The sequence below is a fragment of the Peribacillus simplex genome, assembly GCF_030123325.1.
In the GTDB taxonomy this organism is placed as follows: Bacteria; Bacillota; Bacilli; order Bacillales; family DSM-1321; genus Peribacillus; species Peribacillus simplex_D.
The window spans coordinates 3,093,275-3,117,054 of sequence record NZ_CP126106.1; the positions used below are offsets into that span (position 1 = coordinate 3,093,275).

Annotated in this window: 25 protein-coding genes; 8 read left to right on the forward strand and 17 right to left on the reverse strand. The window is 38.7% G+C overall.

What is annotated here, in order from left to right:
- Positions 1 to 169: 169 nt before the first annotated feature.
- On the reverse strand, positions 170 to 904 hold the full coding sequence (locus tag QNH43_RS14560) for a YqcI/YcgG family protein (protein WP_283914672.1): 735 nt from the start codon (positions 902 to 904) through the stop codon (positions 170 to 172).
- A gap of 224 nt (positions 905 to 1,128) precedes the next feature.
- Between QNH43_RS14560 and QNH43_RS14565 the strand changes: the two genes are divergently transcribed.
- Entirely contained in the window at positions 1,129 to 1,383 is a 255-nt protein-coding gene (locus tag QNH43_RS14565; protein ID WP_260288278.1) for an alpha/beta-type small acid-soluble spore protein, read from the forward strand.
- A 134-nt stretch (positions 1,384 to 1,517) separates the two neighbouring features.
- On the opposite strand, the gene QNH43_RS14570 is transcribed toward QNH43_RS14565, so the two are convergent.
- Both QNH43_RS14570 and QNH43_RS14575 read right to left on the reverse strand, forming a co-directional pair.
- Positions 1,518 to 2,729, reverse strand: a complete 1,212-nt coding sequence (locus QNH43_RS14570) for an iron-containing alcohol dehydrogenase (RefSeq protein ID WP_283914673.1) — start codon at positions 2,727 to 2,729, stop codon at positions 1,518 to 1,520.
- A 128-nt stretch (positions 2,730 to 2,857) separates the two neighbouring features.
- Positions 2,858 to 3,745 (reverse strand): R2-like ligand-binding oxidase, encoded by an 888-nt coding sequence (locus QNH43_RS14575; protein WP_283914674.1) that lies wholly within the window; start codon positions 3,743 to 3,745, stop codon positions 2,858 to 2,860.
- Between the two features lie 132 nt (positions 3,746 to 3,877).
- Here QNH43_RS14575 and QNH43_RS14580 point away from each other — a divergent pair, with 132 nt between their 5' ends.
- Positions 3,878 to 4,564: a helix-turn-helix transcriptional regulator gene (locus tag QNH43_RS14580; RefSeq protein ID WP_283914675.1), complete on the forward strand. Its 687-nt coding sequence runs from the start codon at positions 3,878 to 3,880 to the stop codon at positions 4,562 to 4,564.
- Between the two features lie 42 nt (positions 4,565 to 4,606).
- On the opposite strand, the gene QNH43_RS14585 is transcribed toward QNH43_RS14580, so the two are convergent.
- A complete protein-coding gene (locus QNH43_RS14585; protein WP_283914676.1) occupies positions 4,607 to 5,695 on the reverse strand; it encodes a branched-chain amino acid aminotransferase in 1,089 nt (362 codons plus the stop codon).
- 662 nt (positions 5,696 to 6,357) lie between these two features.
- On the opposite strand from QNH43_RS14585, the gene QNH43_RS14590 reads away from it, so the two are divergent.
- Together QNH43_RS14590 and QNH43_RS14595 are read left to right on the forward strand one after the other, a co-directional pair.
- Positions 6,358 to 7,626 carry an L-lactate MFS transporter gene (locus QNH43_RS14590; protein ID WP_283914677.1) on the forward strand — a complete coding sequence of 423 codons (1,269 nt, stop codon included), beginning with the start codon at positions 6,358 to 6,360 and terminating at the stop codon, positions 7,624 to 7,626.
- Between the two features lie 557 nt (positions 7,627 to 8,183).
- On the forward strand, positions 8,184 to 9,251 hold the full coding sequence (locus QNH43_RS14595) for an AI-2E family transporter (protein ID WP_283914678.1): 1,068 nt from the start codon (positions 8,184 to 8,186) through the stop codon (positions 9,249 to 9,251).
- Between the two features lie 381 nt (positions 9,252 to 9,632).
- On the opposite strand, the gene QNH43_RS14600 is transcribed toward QNH43_RS14595, so the two are convergent.
- Positions 9,633 to 10,085 (reverse strand): YueI family protein, encoded by a 453-nt coding sequence (locus QNH43_RS14600; protein ID WP_283914679.1) that lies wholly within the window; start codon positions 10,083 to 10,085, stop codon positions 9,633 to 9,635.
- A 220-nt stretch (positions 10,086 to 10,305) separates the two neighbouring features.
- On the opposite strand from QNH43_RS14600, the gene QNH43_RS14605 reads away from it, so the two are divergent.
- The gene (locus tag QNH43_RS14605) at positions 10,306 to 11,049 is read left to right on the forward strand and encodes a L,D-transpeptidase family protein (RefSeq protein ID WP_283914680.1); all 744 of its coding nucleotides are present in this window, start codon (positions 10,306 to 10,308) and stop codon (positions 11,047 to 11,049) included.
- A gap of 358 nt (positions 11,050 to 11,407) precedes the next feature.
- Here the strand turns inward: QNH43_RS14605 and QNH43_RS14610 are convergent, their stop codons facing one another.
- The 10 genes from QNH43_RS14610 to QNH43_RS14655 form a co-directional block, all read right to left on the reverse strand.
- On the reverse strand, positions 11,408 to 11,536 hold the full coding sequence (locus tag QNH43_RS14610; protein WP_283914681.1) for a hypothetical protein: 129 nt from the start codon (positions 11,534 to 11,536) through the stop codon (positions 11,408 to 11,410).
- Between the two features lie 112 nt (positions 11,537 to 11,648).
- Positions 11,649 to 12,071 (reverse strand): nucleoside 2-deoxyribosyltransferase, encoded by a 423-nt coding sequence (locus QNH43_RS14615; RefSeq protein WP_283914682.1) that lies wholly within the window; start codon positions 12,069 to 12,071, stop codon positions 11,649 to 11,651.
- A 265-nt stretch (positions 12,072 to 12,336) separates the two neighbouring features.
- Entirely contained in the window at positions 12,337 to 12,657 is a 321-nt protein-coding gene (locus tag QNH43_RS14620) for a type II toxin-antitoxin system HicB family antitoxin (protein WP_076369562.1), read from the reverse strand.
- A gap of 110 nt (positions 12,658 to 12,767) precedes the next feature.
- A complete protein-coding gene (locus QNH43_RS14625; RefSeq protein ID WP_076369564.1) occupies positions 12,768 to 13,049 on the reverse strand; it encodes a DUF4190 domain-containing protein in 282 nt (93 codons plus the stop codon).
- 294 nt (positions 13,050 to 13,343) lie between these two features.
- On the reverse strand, positions 13,344 to 13,994 hold the full coding sequence (locus QNH43_RS14630; protein WP_283914683.1) for an amino acid ABC transporter permease: 651 nt from the start codon (positions 13,992 to 13,994) through the stop codon (positions 13,344 to 13,346).
- A 14-nt stretch (positions 13,995 to 14,008) separates the two neighbouring features.
- Complete coding sequence (locus QNH43_RS14635; protein ID WP_076369568.1) at positions 14,009 to 14,647, reverse strand: amino acid ABC transporter permease; 639 nt, start codon at positions 14,645 to 14,647, stop codon at positions 14,009 to 14,011.
- Positions 14,648 to 14,754: 107 nt separating this feature from the next.
- A complete protein-coding gene (locus tag QNH43_RS14640; protein ID WP_283914684.1) occupies positions 14,755 to 15,582 on the reverse strand; it encodes a transporter substrate-binding domain-containing protein in 828 nt (275 codons plus the stop codon).
- A gap of 23 nt (positions 15,583 to 15,605) precedes the next feature.
- Positions 15,606 to 16,334, reverse strand: coding sequence for an amino acid ABC transporter ATP-binding protein (locus tag QNH43_RS14645; RefSeq protein ID WP_076369572.1), 729 nt, complete (start codon positions 16,332 to 16,334; stop codon positions 15,606 to 15,608).
- A 441-nt stretch (positions 16,335 to 16,775) separates the two neighbouring features.
- Positions 16,776 to 17,186, reverse strand: a complete 411-nt coding sequence (locus QNH43_RS14650) for a hypothetical protein (RefSeq protein ID WP_283914685.1) — start codon at positions 17,184 to 17,186, stop codon at positions 16,776 to 16,778.
- A 276-nt stretch (positions 17,187 to 17,462) separates the two neighbouring features.
- Positions 17,463 to 18,365: an AEC family transporter gene (locus QNH43_RS14655; RefSeq protein ID WP_283914686.1), complete on the reverse strand. Its 903-nt coding sequence runs from the start codon at positions 18,363 to 18,365 to the stop codon at positions 17,463 to 17,465.
- A gap of 228 nt (positions 18,366 to 18,593) precedes the next feature.
- Here QNH43_RS14655 and QNH43_RS14660 point away from each other — a divergent pair, with 228 nt between their 5' ends.
- The 3 genes from QNH43_RS14660 to QNH43_RS14670 all read left to right on the forward strand — a co-directional run bounded on the left by QNH43_RS14660 (position 18,594) and on the right by QNH43_RS14670 (position 22,074).
- The gene (locus tag QNH43_RS14660) at positions 18,594 to 19,079 is read left to right on the forward strand and encodes a nucleoside deaminase (protein ID WP_434060119.1); all 486 of its coding nucleotides are present in this window, start codon (positions 18,594 to 18,596) and stop codon (positions 19,077 to 19,079) included.
- A gap of 32 nt (positions 19,080 to 19,111) precedes the next feature.
- Complete coding sequence (ade, locus tag QNH43_RS14665; protein WP_283914687.1) at positions 19,112 to 20,869, forward strand: adenine deaminase; 1,758 nt, start codon at positions 19,112 to 19,114, stop codon at positions 20,867 to 20,869.
- Positions 20,870 to 21,015: 146 nt separating this feature from the next.
- A complete protein-coding gene (locus QNH43_RS14670; protein WP_283914688.1) occupies positions 21,016 to 22,074 on the forward strand; it encodes a lactonase family protein in 1,059 nt (352 codons plus the stop codon).
- A gap of 61 nt (positions 22,075 to 22,135) precedes the next feature.
- On the opposite strand, the gene QNH43_RS14675 is transcribed toward QNH43_RS14670, so the two are convergent.
- Positions 22,136 to 22,933, reverse strand: a complete 798-nt coding sequence (locus tag QNH43_RS14675; protein ID WP_283914689.1) for an endonuclease I family protein — start codon at positions 22,931 to 22,933, stop codon at positions 22,136 to 22,138.
- Between the two features lie 93 nt (positions 22,934 to 23,026).
- Positions 23,027 to 23,641: an NUDIX hydrolase gene (locus QNH43_RS14680; protein WP_283914690.1), complete on the reverse strand. Its 615-nt coding sequence runs from the start codon at positions 23,639 to 23,641 to the stop codon at positions 23,027 to 23,029.
- Positions 23,642 to 23,780: the final 139 nt, after the last annotated feature.

Sequence of the window (23,780 nt, forward strand, 5' to 3'; positions counted from 1 at the left end):
GAATTAACTGCAATTGCTACTTTCACATTATAAAACTGAAAATCCATTAAGGCAAGAAATATGTTTCTTATTTTCAAATGTCCATTTCAAGAATTTTTCACGCCTTGATTTTTTATCCCCGATGCCTTCTAAGTAAGATGCGAAAAAACCGAGTGCAATTTGCTCTCGGTTAAGTTAACTCTTTATGGTGGAATGGGCACTTTCCTTTTATCGGTTCTATATCATCCCCTATGAAAAATTGTTTCCATTCATTATGATTTACATCTCCAAAGTGACTGATATCAGGATGTTTAGGAAGGTTATCCCATTTCTCCACTCGTTCCCGAACTTTTTCACGCGACATGATTCCGCCTTTTTCCGTTCCTTCCAAGCCTTCAAAGATCATCCGGGGTTGAAATCCAAGTACAAGGCTATTTCCTAAATCCCGGGTTTTCCGCTGTTTATAAGCAGGTGCATTACCAAATACAAAAATTGGCTCCCCTGCAAAATGATAATCCCATAAATAATGCTCGGGATCTTTCGGCTTCTCAATTGGCCAAGGTTTTTTATCCGCTTTATGTAGGTATTGCAGGATATCCCAAAACCTTTTACGGTAAAATTCTAAATCACCCTCTATCGATTCAGGCTCCATAAAGACAAAAAGGCCATGCCTGATATATGGTGGTTCCTGAAATAAATCAAGAAAGCTTTCCACTGCTTTTGGGAGATTGGTCCAATCTTCCTGTGTGATATAAGCATAGCGAAGTTCCCCTTTATTTTCAGCTTTCATACCAAAATAACAAGGAAAGGTTTTATCGGTCACTGTATTATGGAATGTTTGATATTCCTTAATTAGCCATTGCGGCACTCGATCGGGATTTGTCATATCTTCTTTTGTTAACAAACTTGAATTAGCAGTCAGCATCATTTTTCTCCTTACATCATTTTATTATATGTTACCCGCTATAAATAAACTAAAACTTCTTCGGACTGCAAATAAACTCAATCGCTCCTATATCATTACTTCATTATTTAAGAGATTATGACTGCCACCCGATTAATCGGGATTCCAATTAAAAACTTTCGATCTGCTTATTAATCATTTACTTTACATTAGGATAACCTAAGAAAAAAATAGGAGTGATCATATTGGCTAGGAGAAGGAAAATTCTAGTATCTGAAGCTCGAAAAGGACTCGATGATTTAAAAGCCAAAGTTGCTGGTACAAAGGATCCCGAAGAAGCAAAGTTTGAAGTAGCAAAAGAAATGGGCGTACCGCTGAAAAAAGATTATAACGGTGAACTGACATCCAAGCAGAATGGAAAAATAGGCGGAAAGTTAGGCGGAGGCATGGTCAAGGAACTTATTAAGATGGCACAGGAGAACTTAGGAAAAAAACATTAACAAACAGTCGATCCCGGTTGGGGTTGCCCCATCAAAAGATCATATATCGAAACGAAAATTTGGGGACTTAACATGTTGAATGGAAATTATTACAACGCTAAAAAAGCCAACCTTATGGGCTGGCTTTTTTAGTATTAATTAATTCTCACGGGTGAAACTCTTGAAACTACTGACATTATTAATTCCTCCGACATCGGGTAATTAGTGGCAGCTGGATCCGTCATTACTGCTTTAAGAATTCTTACCATATCTGACTGGTTAATTCCATAGTCGCCGAAGTCGGAGGGCAGCCCAAGATCAGATAGGAAAGCACGGAGCGTTTCTACCACTTTCGCTAAGACCCCTTCTGAATCTTCATCATGTATTTTCACGCTAAAGGCTTCGGCTATCAAATGGGCCTTTGGAAGATATAAATCCGGAATTGATTCCATGACGACCGGTAATAATACGGCATTGGCCAATCCATGCGGAATACGGAATAACGCCCCATATGCGTGGGCAAAGTTATGAACCGGAATCGCATTCAGTGCACTGCAAAATGCAGTGATTCCCATCATGCTGCCATGCAGCATTTCCTTCCTTGCCTCAATACCCGTTCCGTCCTTTACCGCCCTCGGTAAGTTTCTTTCAATAACTCGAATGGCCTGATAAGCATATGCATCCGTTATTGATGTCGCTGCAGGTGAAACGATCGCTTCAATTGCATGGGTCAATGCATCTGCACCAGTAAACGCCGTAATGTCAGACGGCAGTCCGACTGTTAATTCGGGATCTAGAATGGCAACATCCGAACTTAAAAAAGCATTGTATATATTCATTTTGACTTTCTTATGTTCATTATATATGACTGCGATCGGGGATACTTCAGAACCGGTCCCTGCTGTTGTGGCTACGGAAATATGCGGGATATTCATCGATTGGGCTTTTGGAAAACCCTCATACAGATAACCGCTTGGTATCGAATCATTTATATCCGTAATTCCTTTATATAATCCGAATTTCAATGCCTTTGCTGTATCAATGACACTCCCTCCACCAATGGCAAGTATGGCATCGGCATTCACTTCGCGTGCATATTCCAATGCTTTGTTTACACATTCACTAGCTGCGTCCTGTGTAACATCCAGAAACTGTCCAACTATTTCAGCTCTGGCACCTAATTTCTGTTGCTCAAAAGTTTCGGCAACATTTTTAACGACACCTGCATTTACCAAGCCTGCATCACTCACGACTAGAATCCTTTTAGCCCCGAGACCGTTGAATAGGTCCGGAATGAGTGAACGAGTGTTAGTGCCACTGTAAACTGAAGACCTTAACCAAAAATTCGAATGAACGTTCACCTTCATATAATTTCACCTCAAATATATTAGTCTTTATTCTCAATTAAGAATTGTTCATGCCCTGCTTCCAAGTTTCTGATGGCCAGTCATTAGAAAATGTACATTGGTCACTAAGCTTGTATCTTTTATCCGCTTTACAAAACCCCATATTCCTTTTCGTTACTGTGATAGATCTCTTCAATCCCCTTTCCTTTTGCCCTGGCTAAAATCTCCATCCGCACTGTTAATTGTTTCATGGTAAAATTCAATATAGCTTGTTGGTCATTACCAAATGGATTACCCAACTGATCATATCCCTCCGTATTTAATGTGATGGCCAGTGGCGAAAGTTCCACCATTCTCTTTTCAACCTGTTTAAAGATATGTGGATGTTCACTGATGATTCTCTGCAGCAGGAAGGTCCCATAAGCAATATGGCGTGATTCATCCTTCTTCAAAAGACCCACACCTTTTAATAAACCAGGCATCATTTTATTAGCTTCAAGAGTCTGATAAAAGCCGAAATATCCTGTTTCTGCAAGTACACCCTCGGTAAACATATTATAAACAGTGGCTGCTTCTGCCAATGCTTCAGGGGATTGATCGGATAAAAGTTTCTCCATGGCTTCAGGCAATATTTCATAAAAAATCGATTTATAAGTGTCTGAGTGATAAACCGTCAAATCACCCGTTTCACCTATTTGATCTAATGTATAACGAAAGAACTCCATATGCTTCGCTTCCTCGAACAGAAATGTCGTTAAATACATTTCTTCTTCAATCCTGCCTTCCTTGGCAATCGTCATTATTAGGGGAAGCAAATCCAAAGTCACCGCTTCTTCTCCGCCCTGAAAAAGGGAAATGATCCTTAATAACACTTGCCTTTCAATATCAGTAAAAGACTTCCAATCTTCTTTATCCTGACTGAAATCAATGTCACGAGGATTCCATATACCGAATTTCTTTGCCTTTTGATAAAGTTTAAATGGTAGGGTATCTTCTCTAAAACTCCGGCTGGTGGTCGTTAAATTCATTCTTTTCATGATAAAGCCTCCTTGAAATTATGAACTTTTGAATCCCTAAGGATTTTTTAAAATTGTAAGAGTTTTCATTATATTGTAAGATATTAGTAGCATTTATCCTAGTACTGAAAATGTAGGGAGGAATAAAGTCGAATGCTAGAGGAAACTCTGTTGAATCATGTAAAAAAGATTTCCCAACAAAAAGATATGGCAAATAAATCACAAATGATCGTAAAGGGCTGTGTGGATTTTTTTTCATTTCAACGAGCATCTTTATTCAGTTACTCATGTTTAACAGGAATGGGTGAAGGAATATGTGCATGTACAAGTGAAGATACCTTTTCATTACATAATGTTAGAGAAAATATTCATGATATATACCCCATCCACCAAGCAGTCATCCATAACAAACCCATATACTTAACCATTCAGCATGCTAAATCCTCCATCCCTGCAAAATACGTTAAAAGATTTTCCATCTCATCATTGGCAATCATTCCGATAATTATGAATGACTTGGCCATCGGTTTAGTTTTGGTTGACCCCATTCACGCCAACGGGCCAGTTACCAAGAATGATTTAATGAAGCTTTCCCATTATTTAAAACTGGCTGTCGGTTCAACATTGGATTCCGCCCCTCCCACTTACCTTCTAAGCAAACGTGAAGTGGAGGTTCTTCAATATTTAGCCAATGGAATGGGATTAAAGCAAATGGCACCAAAAATGAGCGTTAGTGAATTTACCGTCAGAGATCATATTTCATCTGCAATCAGGAAATTGGGAGTGAATCATCGAACAGAAGCCGTCGCGGTTGCCATAAGACACAAAATGATTATGTGAAAACAAAAAAAACCTTCAAAGAAGGTTTTTTTTGTTTAAGTATCATTGAGTCACTTTTTCTTCAACTTTCGTAGTCCAGTTCAACTCGTCTGCGACTTTACCTGTTTGGACACCTGTCAGTGTATCATAAAGCTTTTTAGAAAGTTCGCCAGTTTCCCCGTTTTGAACAATCATTTCTTCACCATTCCACAAAAATTCACCAATTGGTGATATGACCGCGGCTGTACCTGTTCCAAAGGCCTCTTCCAATTGACCTAATTTATAGGCTTCATGGACTTCCTCCATCGAAATGCGTCTTTCCGACACGGGTAGACCCCAATGTTTCAGCAATTCGATAATGGAATCACGAGTAATACCCGGAAGGATACTTCCATTTAAAGCAGGAGTGATAATTTCACCATTAATTTTGAAGAAAACATTCATGCTTCCAACTTCTTCGATATACTTTTTCTCTACTCCGTCTAACCAAAGAACTTGGGCATAACCCATCTTTTCGGATACTTCCTGGGCTTTTAGGCTCGATGCATAATTACCGCCCGTTTTGGCTTCACCTGTACCTCCATTAACTGCACGTGTGAAAGCTGACTCCACTGCAATTTTAACTGGATGGATGCCTTCTTTATAATACGAGCCCACTGGTGACATGATGATGATGAACTGATATTTATCCGATGGAGAAACTCCCAGATATGGCTCAGTAGCTATAATGAATGGCCTGATATATAAAGATGTCCCTTCTGCCTGGGGAATCCAATCCTTATCAACGCTTATTAAAGTCTTTAAGGCCTTCAACGCAAAATCAACGTCGATATCCGGTATGCATAATCGGCTATTTGAACTATTTAAGCGTTGGAAATTCTTTTCCGGACGGAATAGGATAATTTCATCTTCTGGTGTTGCATATGCCTTCAATCCTTCAAAAACGGATTGACCATAGTGGAAAATCATAGCTGACGGCTCTAATGAGAGCGGTTGATAAGGAACAATTCTTGGATCATGCCACCCTTGCCCTTGTGTGTAATCCATAATAAACATATGATCGGTAAACTGCTTACCGAACTCAAGCTGGTCCGCCTGTGGTTTTTCTTTCTTTGTTGTACTAAGCGTGATTTGCATGTCATGTTCCTTCATTACCAAAACCCCTTGTTGATTAAATTTACAAGATTTCACTTCCATAAAATCTATCTTTAATTAGTTTACTCCTATCAGGAATCATAGTTCAAGCCTTTAAGACGAAATTTTCGGAATTTTTTTAAAATAAATGGAATTTTTTTGATTTCCAGACTATGATTTCTGATAAAAAGAATAAACTTTCCCCGAAACCCTTCAAAAAATCATTCCGATTGTTCTCTGGGGAACTTGAACTCGTAAATATTAGTTTATTTTAACAAAATAATTACTATAAAGCCAATGAGAATATTTCTAGTTCATGGCACCTAAAGGAAATTCACTCATTTCCCTTTTATAACCAATAAATTGATAAAAATGATGTGCAGGGATTCGTGATTACAGGTGCTCTTCAAACACTAAGAGCTGATACCTAACTTATAAAGATAAAAAAACCAAAAAATTATATCATTTCCTGACCCATAAAGTTGGCTTTTTTATGCCATTCCTAATTTTCACCCAATGGAATATAGAGGAAATTTTTTCATGAAATTCAATTAAGTAGTTTACTACTAAATAATAATCTTATATACTTATCCCACAAGATAGATAAAACGCATGCAAAACAATATATTATAGATAAAACGCATGCAACTTTCTTATTTTTGACGAAATGGGGTAACAACATGACAAAAAACAGGTGGTTAATCGCTTTATCCGCTATCGCCATTCACCTTTCCATTGGTGGTGCATACGCCTATAGCGTATACAAAAAACCATTAGTTGAGACTATGGGGTGGTCAGAAACTGAAGTAACCTTAGCATTCACAATAATGATGGCGCTTGCAGGAACTTCTGCAGCCTTCTTTGGTAAATTCGTGGAAAAAAATGGTCCAAGAAAGTCAGCTATGGTCGCAGCTGTATTATTCGGTTTAGGACAAGCCGGTTCCGGTTTGGCAGTAATGGTCGATTCACTTCCGCTTTACCTGATGACCTATGGGGTTTTAAGTGGACTTGGCATGGGGATCGGGTACATTTCACCAGTATCCACTTTGGTCAAATGGTTCCCAGATCGCAGGGGATTGGCAACAGGAATGGCAGTATTAGGATTCGGTGCCGGAGCTCTCATTACAGCCCCAGTAGCTGCAAGCCTTATGGAATCCGTTGGCATTTATACTACATATTATATTTTAGGCGCTGGCTATTTCATACTGATGTTCTTCGGTGCATCCTATATTGCACCTCCAAAGGCCAACTGGCTACCTGAAGGAATGAAAAAAGATATTGAGTCCGGTAAGAAAGAACTGAAGAAAGACCTAAGGCAATTAACTGCAAAAGAAGCGGTTAAAACTAAACACTTCTGGATGTTATGGTCCATGAAATTGATAAATACAAGTGCAGGGATCATGATGATCTCGGTAGCTTCACCGATGGCTCAAGACGTTGTCGGTCTGTCTGTAGCAGGTGCAGCAACATTAGTCGGCATAATGGGAATCTTTAATGGCGGAGGAAGACTTGGCTGGGCAGCAGCATCCGATTATATTGGACGTCCAAATGTTTTTGTCATTTTCTTCATCATTCAAATCGGAGCATTCCTTTTACTTCCAACGACTACAAATACACTATTGTTCCAAGGTCTCATCTTGCTGGTCGTAAGTTGTTATGGAGGAGGATTTTCAAATCTCCCTGCCTTTGCCGGGGATTTATTTGGAACCAAGGAAATTGGGGCCATCCACGGTTATCTTTTAACTACGTGGTCTCTAGGCGGGGTTTGCGGACCAATGTTGGTTACTGCAATCAGGGAAAGTACGAACAGTTACATCCCGGTATTCTACGTTTTCGCAGCATTAATTGCGATAGCATTCGCCATCTCCATCTGGTTGCGTCTCGACATTAAAAAAATGCAAAGACAACAGAAACAAGGAGTAACGAACACGTTAAGTAAAATATCCTAATTTAAAACCTTGCAAAAAGGCATTATCAAGTAACTTCCCTAAACGGAATTTACCTTTGATGATGCCTTTTTTAAATTTTTTATTGTCATAACGGTGTATCTTTTGGACCTGTAGCACATCCGAATATTTTTTGGATTATGCCATCCCCACCGGATTCTTTTCTCGTGCAGTTGTGAGCATTTCTCGCAGTTAGTCTTGGGAAATGCAGTTAGCGGTGCTATCCTTGTAGGCGGACTTTATTTTGGACTTAGCACGTAAAGACAGGAAAGCGTCATTGTGAATTAAGATGAACTTCATTTTACAGTGAAAGTCTTGTTTTCGTTTCCATATAACAACTTCGTTTGGTTGCTGCTATACCTATAGGAAATCGAAAAAGTATAAGAAATACGAATTCCAGCTTTATAAACAAAAATTGAAAAAGCACAATCGAATTAAAGTTAAATGATAAACGTTCATCAATATAACATGTTTTGCACCAAACATTTGAACAAGTTATATAGTTTAACATTAAGCTAATTCAGGGAATCAAGTAAGAGATGGAATTAGGGGGGATTGTCTTGTGGATCAATAAATCGTTTTTCAAATATGCATGCGCGACCATTTTGATCATTTTAATTATTTTTTTACTAGGTAAGATTGATTACGTTCTGCTGCCGTTACAAAAAATCATTGCTGCCATGTTTTTCCCTATTATTGTGGCTGGGCTTTTATACTATATATTACGGCCGGTCGTTAACCTGTTAACTAAATTTATCCCTAAATCAGCAAGCATCTTCACCGTTTTTTTGATTATATTTAGCATGATTGGGATGGTAAGTTACTTTGGAAGTCCTGTAATCGTGGACCAATTTCAAAAATTATCTGAAAACCTCCCCAGCAAAGTCAAGGAATTCTCTAAAGAATCTGAAGTGATGATTGAAAAAAATGATTTTGGCATGGTTAATATGGAAGATATAAAAGAAAAAGCGGTCACGCATTTGAAAGATTACTCGGAAAAACTAATAGTGAATGTCAATACTATTTTTTCCACGATCACCAGTATATTAACTGTATTGGTCATAACTCCATTCATTTTATTCTATTTCTTGAAGGATGGAGATAAATTAAGACCATTTCTATTAAAATATATACCGAACGATGTAGAATCTGAGGGGAATACGATTTTAAAAGACGTTGATAAAGCCCTTTCAACTTATATTATCGGTCAATTCATCATATCAATCGTCATTGGTACTTTGATGTATTTCGGCTACCTGATTATCGGTCTCGATTATGCACTCGTATTAGCTCTATTCGCCATGATTTTTACCGTTGTACCATTCCTTGGTCCATTAATAAGCATTATCCCTGCCCTATTCATTGCCTTACAGCAAGACATTGGGTTGGCAGTGAAAGTACTCATTGTCCTTACCGTTGTTCAACAGGTCGAAGGGCACTTGGTTACACCGAATATTATGGGAAAACGACTTAACATTCACCCACTTACCATTATCTTATTGCTGCTTGCTGCAGGATCAATATACGGTTTTATTGGCATTTTAATCGCTATCCCCGCTTATTCCGTAGTAAAAACGATTATAGGTAATTTCAGGAAATTTTATAGATTACGGAAAAGGGTTGCATAAACAAGAAGCGTTGTCTACATATTTTAAATTTTTCTTTAGATCTCAGAAATCCGCTTCCTTTTCGCCGACAGTCCGGCTAGCCACTTACTCGACAGAAATGTCACAAATCCCTTCTATTTAAGGAGGTTTATCGATATAAAACTGTAAAAAACATGAAGGATTGTCTAATTCAGTTGATTGAACGGAAGGCGCGAGACTCCTGCGGGTGCTAAGAGCGCCGAGGAGACTCCCGGACCGCCCGCCGGAAAGCCCACAAAAAAAGTTCCAGTTGATTTCATAAAACCGTAACAAGAAGGATAACCTATTTTCGTTATAAAATGATGTTCGGGGTGAGACCATTTCCTCCCTTTTGTAGACAAACTAAAAACGTTGATAATTCTATCAACGTTTGTTTAATAATTTTTTAACAATGCGTTTAAAAAAAGCTTTAAAGCTTTTCTTTTTGATAACTTGCTGTGCATGATATTGCTTCTCGATATAAATTTCTTCTTTGTTTATGGCATTAATTTCTGCTAATACCAGACCCAAACCGGAGTTATGATCTTTGTTTAGCACAATTTTGTAAGGAATATTATGACTCATTGCCAATTTTATATATTTCCCTAAATATTGATAGTCCATCTGACCATTTAAAAACAAATTTGAATGGGGATGCTGCTTCATCAATTGCTCTATCTCCGGATATACATTCGTTTCAAAGACTTGGCTTTTTTTTAGGACGATGACGACGCGCTCCCGTAATGTGCCCAGAAATTCCCTACGTTCACCAGGCTTGATTTCTTTTGGACCATGGATGCCTTGTTCTAGATAGTCCTCCACCTTTAGGCGTGACAATTCTTTCCCACCTCCGCTTTCACTTCAATAATGTATGTAATATGGCCAAAAATAGTGCCCATGATTTCTAGGTATGCCAAAAAGCAGAAAGTTGCTCTGGATTTAATATTACACATTTTTAGTCTACCCCCACTTTAAAAAATTGTCACTCTAGCTTCACTTCATGCATAGGATAGTATATGTGTAAATGTAGGTTGCTTAAATGAGGGACGGGGAAAACATGAAAAAATTAATAGTATTTATATTAATATTCGCTTTTAGTTTTGTTGGGTTCAGTAAAACTTCAGATGCGGCAGCTCGACAACTGATTATCATCAATAAAGCCAATAATCAGCTTGCCTATTACGAAAATGATAAATTGGTGAGGGTATTCAGCGTGGCGACAGGAAAAAAAGCCTCTTACACTCCTGAAGGAAAGTTCAAGGTAGTGACAAAGATTGTGAATCGTCCCTATTATAAAGGCAACATTAGAGGCGGAGACCCAAAAAACCCACTAGGTAAAAGATGGCTGGGAATCAATGCAAGGAATACACCAGGAAATACGTACGCAATACATGGCAATAATGATCCTACCACTATTGGGAAATATATAAGTGCCGGTTGTATTCGTATGTATAACAATGATGTTCAATGGCTGTACGATCGGGTGAAAATGAACACTGCAGTGTTGATCGCCAGTTCGAATAAATCATTTGCCACCATTGCTGCCGCTAATGGATATAAAGTGAGCGGATCTGTGAGCCTACCTGTAAATACCAGCGCTTCCCTGAAGAAAGGAAGCAGTGGCCCCCAAGTAATTGAACTGCAAAAAAGGTTAACTAAACTTGGATACAGTACAAAAGGAGTAGATGGGGCATTTGGAAAAAACACCGAATCTGCTGTTAAGAAATTTCAAAAATCCAAAAAACTCACTTCTGACGGGGTCGTTGGACCAAAAACGAAAAAAGCGCTTGGACTTAAATAATTTACATTACCGATATCCACTGTTTAGAGGATATCTTTTTTTATGTTTTAATTGTACAACCTATACATTATTACCCATATCGACTTTAATTTTCCACCATCAGTTATTGACTTTATGTTATAATTTATACATCAACAGCTAATCATAATCGCACTGTCATTACATACAAGGAGGTAATACAAATGTACGATGAAATTCTTTTAACATCCATTAAAGCAATTTTTGTAATTGGCACCATCGCAATGTTTGTGATTTTAGGATTCGTAAAAGGACGCCGTTTTTAACTTTATTTTTATACCGGTAATCAGGTTATTTTTCACTCAGAAAAAAAGCATATCCTCCCTGGGTATGCTTTTCCTCACCAATTCCAATAATCCGTTTTATCTAAAAGTTGATCGATGTCAATTGTATCAAGATGGAATGGAACTGACTCTTCTGCAATCGCTTCAGTGGCTAACAATAATTGGTCGATATCAATAATGGCCAAAACAGTCCTCTCCCTTTTTTTAAATGGTCTTTACCCTCATTTTCAATACTTTAAACACTTCGTTCAAAAGAAATTTTATTAGAGGGTATCCTTTAAATTTTACATTTGACATTCATTTAAGATGCAGTGAGTCTTTTTCAGATCCTTCCGGAGAAAGAGTATGTATCAATTTAACCAGCTTATAAAAGGTCCCGCTGCAGATTGTTACCTCGGGCAGATTATGAAATATTGATTTTTTATTAATATGATAATTGTCTTTCTCGGGTGAATACACAATAATTTTCTTATTTAAAGATAAGGCATATCCAAGCTCATATAGATTACCTTTTCCTGCTGTTAGGAAGATCAGCAGGAAATCGGCTGCCTCTATCCCCTTTTTTTCAAATTCTCCAATTCCGTCCGCTATTTGGTTTTTCTCATCATTCGTAATCAAATTAAAGTCATTCACACAAGTAAACCCTTTTGAAGTCAATTTCTTGATCAATGATCTTACTTGCTTCAAATTTTTTTCGTCAGATGCTATATAATATTTCACAGATACACCTCCAAAATATATAATTATTGATACTTTTTACCTATATTACCTATACTATACATATTCGTTATAAAGAACACAATATCCTTTCCTCAAAAATAAAAAATAATTAAAGGGATACAAGCAAAACAAAAAAACCATCATTCCTTTTACAGGTAATGATGGTTTTTCAAATATGCAGTGGTATCATTCCGGGTTACAAAATGTTCATTGAATATAAAAAAAAACAAAATAAAAACCTTGTCCCCTAATCGGCAAGGTTTTTTTATTTTTCATATGTGATATTTTCTATTTCAATCCTGAAGGGTGCAGCCTCACAAATATTAATTCCCCTATCCAGATTCACCTTTTCCATTTCACTTGCATCCGGGATTGTTTTTTTATCGTGAATAAAATGTTCGACCATGGCTTCCAACAGCTCTTGAGCACAAGCTAAGGCATCTACCCGATTCCTACCGCTAACAGAAGAAATAATTCCTTCTCGCCTAAAATCCGGGAAGCAAACTTGAACGGAAAAAGAATCGATAATCAACGGGTGCTTTTCATAATAGAATACGGCTGGATACTCAAAGATTTGAATGGTCAAATTATCATCCCTTTATATAATATTTAGGCTTTTATATTAATAATAACATGAATTTCCATTTTTTATAAGTTTAATTTACTTTTATTCGTTTATCAAGTTAAAAATTACATTCAATAGGTTGTTATGTCCGTACTTACTGCGAAATAAAAAAACACCAGGAAGATCAGGATCACGAGAACATTCAAGATTATTCCAATAATGCTGCACACTTTTCCAGCTGTCACTAATCCATTTCCAGATTCACCTGTAAGCTTAATTTCTTTTTTACTCTTCGAGGCAAATATTAAACCTAAAATACCTAATATGATGCCTATGAATGGAATTAACAGGGATAATACCCCCATGATCAATGCAACAATCGCTTTGCTATTGCTTTGTTTGATTTCCGACATATAATCCACCTTCTTTCTTCCATTATATATACGGTCAGTAAAAGGAAAAGATTCGTTTTTTGTTCTTATACTCCTCTAATATTCCGATGATTTCAGAAATCCACTCCCTTCTCGCCGCAAGCAATTAGCGGTGTTTCAGCAAGCCGGTTATTCGGCAGTTGGGTCGCAAATTCTTCAAACTAGTAAGGTTTTCATCACTAATAAAAAAAGTAAAATACATGAGGATATCCAAGTTTTCTTTCCGAACCTCCTTTTGTAGACAAGTAGAAAACGACTCATTTCTGAGTCGTTTTCTTAGGTTCGTTTCAATTCAAGTCTTTGGGCTACCAAAGAAAGACAATAGTTAACTATGAAATACATGAAAGCCACCAGGATCAAAATAGGTATTAAGTACTTTTGACTTTGTCCATATATGATTTGACCATGATGAGTCAGTTCCGGTAAAGAGATGACAACAGCTAAAGAGGTATCCTTTAATAATGAAATGAATTGGCTGACAATAGGAGGAACCATGCGGCGCAGCGCTTGGGGCAGAATAATATGTATCAAAGCCTGTGTATAGCTCAAGCCTGATGAACGTGCAGCTTCCATCTGGCCTTTATCAATCGATTTAAGCCCACTTCGAATGACTTCAGAAAGCATGGCAGACTCGAAAATTGTCAAGGCAACAATCGCTGCTGGAATGATTTCCAGTTTAATCCGCACCTCAGGCAAAGCAAAATACGTAAAAAATATTATTAATAACAGCGGTAAATTACGTACCGTTTCTACAATCAGAGCTAATATTTGTGATAACACCGGCACCTTTGCGTAACGGATTATACCTACAAGCCCGCCAATAATGAAACTTAGAATAATGGATATAAAAGCTACCTGGAGCGTTACCCAAAATCCTTCCAATAAAAACATAAGATTATCTGGTGAATAGGCACCTGCAAAATCCATATCATATACCTCCCTCAATTACTCTTAGCCAGACGTTTTTCCAAATAACCAACGCCAAAACTTAAAGGAATGGTAAGTATTAAGTAAAACGCTGCAACGAAAATGTACACATCAAACACGACAAATGTCCTTGAAGAAATCAAATCCCCGTGGTACATAAGATCGAGTCCTGCAACGACGGCTAAAATGGAAGAATTCTTAACTAGATTGATAAATTGGTTCCCTAAAGGAGGTATGACTATTTTAACGGCCTGCGGCAATATGACGAGCCTCATCGCCTGCCCATATGTCAGACCTGATGAACGGGCAGCTTCCATTTGACCCTTTGGCACGGAAAGTATGCCCGCTCGAATTGCCTCAGCTATGAAAGATGAAGTGTAAATGGTCAAGGCCAATGTCCCTGCGTATAGACCGCTTAGTTTTAGACCGAGAAAGAAGAAAAAGGTAATGATCAATAACGGTATATTCCGAATGAACTCGACATAGGCGGTACCCAGCCAGTTTAGTGGCTTTATCGGCGCAATCCGCATGATAGCAATAAGCACACCAAGAATCAAACTCGCCACCAACGCGATCAAACTCGACATGATCGTATTTCTAAAGCCTAATAAATACATATCCAGGTTCTCTGTTAAAATGGAGAAATCAAGCACGGCGTACACTCCTTTAACTAGTAAGGATGAGCAAAACGCTCATCCTCACAGACAAATGTTCAAATGTTATTTAAGGTCAGCTTCCTTTATACATTTGCTTAAAATGTTTAATGTTTAATCCATTTATCATGGATCTCATCGTACTTGCCTGAATCTTTAAGTGACTTAAGGGCTTTATTCAACTCGTCAACAAAGTCAGCATTTCCTTTTTTCACGGCAATTCCATAAGGCTCTTCCGTAAATGTACCGCCAACAAGTTCATAACTTGGATCTTCATCCGCCATTCCATAAAGGATGGAATCATCCGTGGTCAAGGCATCCCCTTGTCCGGATTTAAGTGCAGCGAACGCTTCGGAATAGTTTTCAAATTCAAGCACTTGTGCTTCAGGAGCCTTTTCACGAATATTTATGGAAGAGGTAGAGCCCTTGACGGCCAATACCTTTTTCCCTTTTAAGCTATCAATACCCTTAATATCGCTGCCCTTTTTGACTAACAAAGATTGTCCGGCATCGAAGTAAACATCAGTGAAGTCAACTTCTTTTTTACGATCTTCCGTGATCGTCATGGTCGCTACAATCGCATCGATATCACCATTATTCAATAATGCCATCCTTGTCTTAGAAGTCACTTCTTTGAATTCAACTTTATTCTCATCACCAAGGATTTCTGCTGCAAGAGCTTTGGCGATATCAATATCAAAGCCTTCTACTTCTCCAGTTTTAGGATTTTTCAGTCCGAATAGCCTTGTATCATTTTTCACCCCAAAAACGATCTTATCCTTTTCCTTCACTTGTGCGAGAACATCTTTTTCTTTGTCTTTTCCCCCACCCTCTTCAGCTTTGTCTGAATCATTCCCCCCGCCGCATCCGGCTAATAAGATGACAGCCAGTAATGATAGCAAAGATAATTTTAACCATTTCTTTTTCTTCAACATGCAATTCACCCCTGTTTTTTTATTTAATGATTTAATATACGGCTAAGGAATAAACGAGCCCTCTCTTCACGAGGATTGGCGTAAAACTCAGCCGGTGATGCCTCTTCCAAAACCCTGCCTTCGTCCATGAATACGATTCGATCCGCTACTTCACGGGCAAATCCCATTTCGTGCGTAACCACCACCATCGTCATTCCTTCATGGGCAAGGGCTTTCATTACATCCAGTACCTCGCCGATCATTTCTGGATCCAAGGCTGAGGTAGGTTCATCGAATAGCATGATTTCGGGCCCCATTGCCAAACCTCGGGCAATCGCTACCCGTTGTTGCTGTCCACCTGAAAGCTGGGAAGGAAATGAATTCGCTTTATCACCAATCCCCACTTTGTCCAAATACTTTAGTGCAATCTTCTTCGCTTCCTCTTCGGATTGTCCTAAAACCTTCCTGGGGGCAAGCATGATATTCTCGAGCACGGTTTTATGAGGATACAAGTGAAAATGCTGGAAAACCATACCGATGTTCCGACGGAGTTTGTTTATGTCCGTTTTTTTATCCGCTACATTTGAACCATTTATGGAAAGGGAACCTTCCGAAATGGTCTCTAGACGATTAATGCATCGAAGCAGTGTACTTTTCCCTGATCCGGACGGTCCGATGACCACTACCACTTCCCCCTTCTTGATTGTAAGATTAATCTCTTTCAATACATGGAAATCTCCATAAAACTTATTCACTCGGTCAAAAACTATCATAATTAGCCCCCCGCCCATAATCATTCTTCAAAAACTGAAAATTTATAATAATCAGAATTATAAAAGCGTAATATAGCATACTCCTAACTCGAATCAAATTTTATGTATTATCCTTTCTCCCACTAATATTTCCCAATATTTCGAGAGTGATAGTGAAACGACATTTTTATTGTTATTTTAAACTAGTAATTGAAATAATATATTCAATATTCACACTTTTTATTATATAAAATCTTTCTTAAAATTACCATATAAACTTTAATTTGTTAAAAATGATATCATATTCCATGATATTATTGCTATATTTCATAAAACTGAATAAGTAAAAACTGTTTCCCCCCAATCCATTCCCTCTTTTTGTGAAAAATCATTTATTTCCCGTAAGCACAACGAGCTTTTGTAAATCGACGAAAAAAAAGACAGCAATTGCTGTCTTTTTCATCATTCCTTTAACGCATCTTCAAATGGCGCTGAATATAAACCTCTTGGCGCCAGCATATCCGTATCCGATTCACGGATTTCCCCACCGTGAGTATATGGACCTGCTGGAAAATAATCAAACATTTCACTTTCCTTATGTATGATCAAGAAATAATCGAATATATCATCCATAAGCTCCTGATGTTCATCTATTTTCATGATTTCGCCACATTCATCAATTTCAAAGTTTTCATTAATCGCATCTTGAAGTTCCTCATTATTTGAATACGCGATATAAAAATCGACATCCCCGCACTCCATGCATAGCAAGAGCTTTTCTTCTAGTGCTTCTTCATAGGTTTTCAGAACGATTTCCTTTAAAATGGCATCAATCTTCCCAGTATTAATCAGTTTAATTTTAGTCTGGAACACAAAACCCCTCCAATCAAATACAGCATTTAAAAAAGTAAACGCCAGTTAAACAAGCTCACCCTTTAATATAAATGAAATTGTTGAAGATCATTTCCAAATCAACACATAAATCCAAGTCACTAAGTTCGTTTACTAACCGCCATGGGAATCCAGCCCAAGACTTGGTCATCAAGGGCAATACATGCAATCTGTCCGGATCCCGTTTTTGGAATTAGATAGAAACCCTCCGTTTCGTGCATATAATAAGTTTGCCCACATAATTAGAATCATAATCTTCTATAATACAAAGAAAAAGATGATCGGAAGCGTAATCAAGCTTAATGATGTACTTATGAAAGTAGCACTTGATACGAATTCAGGTTCTGTATTGAATTGGAGTGCATACATCGTAGTGTTGGCCGCCGTTGGCATGGCAGCTACGATGATCATGATATGCCTGACCATTTCACCCACTGGTAAGGCAAGTGATAACAGGAATGCAATGGCTGGTGAAACGGCAAGTTTAAGAAGCAGCGAAACTGATAGCTTTCGATAGGCAATCTTTTTCAGGGAAATGTTGGCCAGCTGCATTCCCAGTGTAATCATGATTGTTGGGATCGCTGCATTTGCAACAAGGTTAATAGCTTCCAAAACCGAATTGCTTAAAGGTATGTTCACGAACTGAAATACTGTACCCGCCATGGCTCCATAAACAATTGGCATCCGACATACTGCTTTAATCGCTGTTTGGACTCCGTTACCTTCCGGGCTGCCCTTTGCTGCGAAATAAATGCCTATCGTGCACATCACTAACTGCTGTCCCACCATAAGGATGATTGCATAATCGAGTCCTGCGGCTCCGAATAACAGGAAAATGACGGGTGTTCCGTAATTCCCGTTATTCATGAAAGCCGATGCCAATATCATGCCGCTTGTTTCAGTGACTGTATAATTGCGGAAAAAAGATATGATGTAGACTACCAGAATGAGAGATAGACAGAGTACTATCGTGAATAAGAATAGATAAAAATAATTAATCGTAAATTCTGCGGAATAAAAAGTTCGGAATACAAGAAAAGGTGACATTAAATATAATGCCATCGTGGAAATCGATTTTGTATCAAGCTTAAACTTTTTCTGACCGATGAAACCTAAAACAAATATACCGAATATCGGTAAAAGAACTCCCAAAAACCCCATGCATATCACCTTCATAATTCTAATGATTTTCTTCTAACAATATCAGTTTTATAATTATTTGTAAAAATTCTTTTAAACCACTTTTGATTGCACATCATATAATCTAACGCAATATCTGTTTTCTTTATTTTCAGAAAATAATATCCCGTTTCCCAATGCATATGGTATATTGTTTATTATATTTACGTCAATAAACGTAACATCAATACTATTTTTGGTTATTAATATATGAAGGGGTGTTTTTTAGTGGATGTAAAATTCATGGAGATGGCTGTTCGGCTTGCATATGAGAATGTTGTGGCAAAGAATGGGGGACCTTTTGGCGCTATAATCGTTAAAGATGGCAAAGTCGTAGGCAGAGGATGTAATAATGTGACAACGGCCAACGATCCAACAGCTCACGCCGAAGTGCAGGCGATTCGTGATGCATGCAGGAATCTCGACAGCTTCCAGCTTACAGATTGCGAAATTTACACTAGCTGCGAACCTTGCCCCATGTGCATCGGTGCTATTTATTGGGCACGTCCAAAAGCCATTTATTACGCATGTACTAAAGAAGATGCTGCACTTATTGGATTTGATGATCACTTTATATACCAGGAACTTGCCCTGCCAATGGAAAAACGCACGATAAAAATGGAACAACTGTCTTTTAATGACCACGAATTACCATTCCGAACTTGGGAAACCATTACTGAAAAAGTGAAATATTAACCGGTTATATTTTTGCCAAAGGGGTTACGCATATGAAAAAAAACTTGCTTAAAAGGAGAATAGATGTTGCAGCTGGAAGAACACCTGCGGATTGCGTCATTAAGAACGGGCAAATCATAGATGTTTTCAATGGTGATATCTATACAGGCGACATTGCTATCGTCGATGGTTTTTTTGCTGGAATCGGGTGTTATGAGGGTATTTCAGAAATCGATGCAGCAGGAAAATTCGTATGCCCTGCATTCATTGATGGCCATGTCCATATTGAATCTTCGATGGTAAGGCCTTCGGAACTCGCTAAAATCCTCCTTTTACATGGTGTGACCAGCATCATTGCAGACCCACATGAAATTGCCAATGTTTCTGGCAAAATGGGCATGAAATATATGATTGATCAATCCGATCAACTTCCTTTTGACTTTTACTTCATGATGCCTTCTTGTGTACCTGCTACGGAGTTTGAACATTCTGGTGCTGTCTTGAAAAGTGAAGATTTAATTCCGTTTTATCAAAACCCCAGAGTGCTCGGTTTAGCCGAAGTCATGAATTTCCCGGCCGTTTCACATACGGAGGAAGACATGCTGCAAAAAATATACGATGCTAATAGACTAGGCAAAAGCATCGATGGCCATGCGGCAGGATTATCCGAACAACAGCTCGATGTTTATATGTGCGCAGGCATTAAAACGGATCATGAATGCACTACAGCGGAAGAAGCAAAAGAAAGACTGCGTAAAGGAATGTATCTTATGATCAGGGAAGGCACTGTTGCCAAAGACTTAAAAAACCTGATTCCAGTAATAAATGAGAAGAACTCCCGCCGTTGTCTTTTCGTCACCGATGACCGCCACCTTGACGATATTGTATCTGAGGGTAGTATCGATCACAACGTTCGACTTTCCATAAAAACAGGTGTCCCGCCAATTACCGCCATTCAAATGGCGACCATTAATGCAGCAGAATGTTTTGGTTTAAAGGAAACTGGTGCCATAGCACCTGGATACAAGGCGGACTTCCTTATATTGGATGAACTTGATTCAGTCATCATCCACTCGGTCTTTAAAGAGGGAAAGCTTATCGTTCAAAATAATCGTTTACTTAACTTTCCACCTGAAAAGGAACAGGTCATTGACGACGGGTTGAAGCACTCCGTTCAATTTCATGAAATTACGGAAGGTGATCTGGCGATACCTTTTAAAAATAAGTTCGCTAATATTATTGAGATAACTCCAAACAGCTTGATTACAAAGCATTCGATTGAACCGGTTACACTTAATCAGGATGGGCTATTCCGGTTCTCCGAACATGTTGATCATATAAAACTTGCTGTAATTGAACGGCATCACATGACCAAACAAGTAGGATTAGGAATCGTCAAAGGGCTCGGCTTGAATTCAGGCGCAATTGCCACGACAGTAGCCCATGATTCACATAATTTGATCATTGCCGGGACTAATGATCTAGATATGCTTATGGCAGCAAACGAAATCAAAAAAATGCAGGGTGGATTGGCCGTAATCCAAAATGGGGAAATACTCGCTTCCCTTCCCCTTCCGATAGCTGGATTGATGAGCGAGTGGAATTATATGGATGTTGTCCGTTCATTGAAAAAAATCGATGGAGCCCTATTGAAACTGGGTGCAAACAGGCATTTCAACCCTTTCCTTACACTTGCATTCTTGGCGTTACCTGTCATCCCTGAAATTAAACTGACGGATCAGGGTTTATTTTCAGTTTCTGAGTTTAGGCATATTCCTATCGAAGCATCAAAGCCAGTCGATAAACTTTGACCCCCTAGTGGGGTTTTTTTTCTACTCAGCCCAGTAATTTCTATATGAATCAGGTTCCAACTCGACTTAAATCGGGAAAAGGATATAATGGGTATCATCTATGATAAAATAAAATTAAGCACAAATCTTTCTTGGAGGAGATAAATATGGCAAAACATGATCATCAAACCCTAATTGGATACATAGGCACTTACACGAAAGGAAACAGCAAAGGTATTTACCGATTCACTTTAGATACAGCAGAAGGAAAACTCAGTACACCGGTTCTTGCAGCAGAATTAACCGATCCGACTTATGTCGCCATCAGCCAGGACAAAAAGAATCTCTACGCCATTTTGAAAGAAGCGGGCAGCGGTGGAGTTTCAGCCTATGCGATCAATGAAGAATCAGGTGAGCTTACCTTATTGGGCAAACAACTGACACCAAATGGCTCTTCCTGCCATATAAGTGTCGACAGCAAGAAACAGGTCTTGGTCACTTCCAGTTATGGAGAAGGCGTGATTGAATCTTATCCGCTTCATGACGATGCGACCCCTTTGCCCGTATCATCCACTGTTCAGCATGAGGGTCAAGGACCGAACGAAGAACGTCAGGAAAAAGCCCACACTCACTTCGCCGGGTTCACACCGGATGAAAGGTTCATTGCTGTAGTAGACCTCGGAATGGATAAAGTAATAACCTATAAAATAGATAATGGGGTTTTGGAAGAAGTACACAGCTTATCTGTTGCCCCCGGCAGCGGACCACGGCACTTGACCTTCCACCCAAACGGAAAATTTGCGTATGTTATGGCAGAACTTGTACCAGAAGTCATTGTTTTGAGCTTCGATAGTCAAACAGGAAGCTTTTCTGAATTACAAACGGTTCGATCCGTCCCGGAAGATTTCAAGGAAAATAACCAAGGAAGCGCCATTCATATTTCTGATGACGGGCATTTCATATATGCTGCAAACCGCGGACATGATAGTATTGCCGTTTATCAAATCAATCAAGAAACAGGTAAACTGGCATTCGTGGAACTGGTTTCTACTGAAGGACATTGGCCACGTGATTTTTCATTGGATCCTAGCGGAAAATTCCTGATCGCTTCTAATGAACAATCAGGGAACCTGACCCTATATGCCCGAAATGGACATGACGGAAAGTTAACATTACTGCAAAAAGATGTTCAAGTACCCTTCCCTGTTTGCGTAAAATTCTTATAATCGATAATAAAAAAGGATTGAAGCTTGTATCACAGCTTCAATCCTTTTTTATTATCCTTCTTTAATTCCATTTCTCCGCCATGTCGGGAAAATCTATATATGGGTTACGATTACCCTGCATTTCATGTATAGCCTGGTTTCTATGTTTTTCATAAGTGCTGACCGGAAAAAGCCGATGCCATTCCAAAAGCAGCTCCAGGTCAATATTGCCGCTATCGATGATTCCCTCATATCTGAGTAAAAAGTATAAAGTAGCCCTCGCCACGATGCCTTTTCCGTATTCAGGTTCGAATTTACCCTCTTCTGATTTCCCGCAACCCTCTTTTATACCGGCAGCCGATTTTTCAGGGATATAATCCTTAAAATCATGGTATGGATAGTTACTCCGGCTACTGTTACATGTTGGTTCACAGGCGAACAGATGATGTAAATCCCCCCTCATCGGTTCTTTTTTATCGAACCATGATTGAGGTACGACATGTTCACAATTAACGAGAATGTTCTCCGTATTTGTTGATTCCATACCTCTTGACACCACTTCCAGTATACGGATATCTTCCTCAATTACTCGTACAGGGTCCATCCCTTTACCTGAATACAGGCTTTTCAACTGGCCATTTTCCTGTAAATCCACCCAAGGGTAAACATGACGATGTGGTGAGTAGTTCAGCTGGTTTTTATGGGTTGCCACAAGTAGGTCCTTCAATCCTTCACGGTCCAATGAACCATCTTTATAGTATGCCAGCTTAAGTTCCTGATCCTTGGTTTCATCATAGTATTCACGGTTTTCATTGAAGTTCACAAGTGCAGCCATTGCCATTTCCCGTTCTTTTTCAAGTACTTCGAAACTATATTTCATCCACTCATCCCCCCGCTTCTATTAAAACCTATCTTTTACCATAATTTAAGTTTAATAGAAATCATTCGAGAAAAAAAGGTGCTTTAGAAGGGTCTAACGAAAAATTTCAATAAAATGGGTAAGGATTTTCGCCGTCATTCCCCAGATTACCCGTTCATTATATATGTAAAAATATTCTTCCATCTGTTTTGGCTGCCATTTATAATTCTCCCCGCCAACTACTAAATCATGAGGGAAGTTGTCATGCGGTTCCACCTTATATTTGACATGATAAATCTCTGGCGGTTTTTCCATGAAAAAGGATAGTGGGACCGTAAAAACGGTTTCTACCTCAGCTGGATTAGGTATTATCCGTTGATGGTTACGAACAAATCCTGCATATGGATAGACAATCATCCCAAATGGTGATACCAAATAATCGATCGGAAAGACATTTTCGATATCTTCTTTTCTCAAATTAAGTTCCTCATATGTTTCCCTTAGGGCAGCCGCCTGTTCATCATTGTCCAGCTTGTCTATTTTCCCGCCCGGAAAACATATATCCCCCGGCTGCCTTCTCAGTTTGTGTGAACGCTCTTCGAAAAGAACATGAATTCCATCTTCTTTCTCTATAAGCGGTACCAATACAGCATACTTAGAAAAATTTCCACTCCCTAAAATTTCAGGGATATGTAATGTCAGTTTTTTTGTTATATCTTCATTATTCATGTCCCTCACCTCTTCTGCCTGATAGTATTGATTTTCTGCCACTCCTTATCATTCCATTTTCGAGCATCCGCTATAACTAAGCAAGGAAAACGATTCCAAAATGTCCCCTAAGTTCGCAATATAATTCTTTTCCGCTTAT

What these genes read in the sequence shown, in the direction of transcription:
- QNH43_RS14645 (WP_076369572.1), bottom strand. Translation starts at nt 16,334, where the DNA reads ATGATAGTTTTTGACCGAGTGAATAAGTTTTATGGAGATTTCCATGTA.
- QNH43_RS14675 (WP_283914689.1), bottom strand. Translation starts at nt 22,933, where the DNA reads ATGAAATATAGTTTCGAAGTACTTGAAAAAGAACGGGAAATGGCAATG.
- QNH43_RS14640 (WP_283914684.1), bottom strand. Translation starts at nt 15,582, where the DNA reads ATGTTGAAGAAAAAGAAATGGTTAAAATTATCTTTGCTATCATTACTG.
- QNH43_RS14590 (WP_283914677.1), top strand. Translation starts at nt 6,358, where the DNA reads ATGACAAAAAACAGGTGGTTAATCGCTTTATCCGCTATCGCCATTCAC.
- ade (WP_283914687.1), top strand. Translation starts at nt 19,112, where the DNA reads ATGAAAAAAAACTTGCTTAAAAGGAGAATAGATGTTGCAGCTGGAAGA.
- QNH43_RS14630 (WP_283914683.1), bottom strand. Translation starts at nt 13,994, where the DNA reads ATGGATTTTGCAGGTGCCTATTCACCAGATAATCTTATGTTTTTATTG.
- QNH43_RS14670 (WP_283914688.1), top strand. Translation starts at nt 21,016, where the DNA reads ATGGCAAAACATGATCATCAAACCCTAATTGGATACATAGGCACTTAC.
- QNH43_RS14575 (WP_283914674.1), bottom strand. Translation starts at nt 3,745, where the DNA reads ATGAAAAGAATGAATTTAACGACCACCAGCCGGAGTTTTAGAGAAGAT.
- QNH43_RS14580 (WP_283914675.1), top strand. Translation starts at nt 3,878, where the DNA reads ATGCTAGAGGAAACTCTGTTGAATCATGTAAAAAAGATTTCCCAACAA.
- QNH43_RS14605 (WP_283914680.1), top strand. Translation starts at nt 10,306, where the DNA reads ATGAAAAAATTAATAGTATTTATATTAATATTCGCTTTTAGTTTTGTT.
- QNH43_RS14660 (WP_434060119.1), top strand. Translation starts at nt 18,594, where the DNA reads ATGAAGGGGTGTTTTTTAGTGGATGTAAAATTCATGGAGATGGCTGTT.
- QNH43_RS14560 (WP_283914672.1), bottom strand. Translation starts at nt 904, where the DNA reads ATGCTGACTGCTAATTCAAGTTTGTTAACAAAAGAAGATATGACAAAT.
- QNH43_RS14680 (WP_283914690.1), bottom strand. Translation starts at nt 23,641, where the DNA reads ATGAATAATGAAGATATAACAAAAAAACTGACATTACATATCCCTGAA.
- QNH43_RS14570 (WP_283914673.1), bottom strand. Translation starts at nt 2,729, where the DNA reads ATGAAGGTGAACGTTCATTCGAATTTTTGGTTAAGGTCTTCAGTTTAC.
- QNH43_RS14655 (WP_283914686.1), bottom strand. Translation starts at nt 18,365, where the DNA reads ATGGGGTTTTTGGGAGTTCTTTTACCGATATTCGGTATATTTGTTTTA.
- QNH43_RS14585 (WP_283914676.1), bottom strand. Translation starts at nt 5,695, where the DNA reads ATGAAGGAACATGACATGCAAATCACGCTTAGTACAACAAAGAAAGAA.
- QNH43_RS14625 (WP_076369564.1), bottom strand. Translation starts at nt 13,049, where the DNA reads ATGTCGGAAATCAAACAAAGCAATAGCAAAGCGATTGTTGCATTGATC.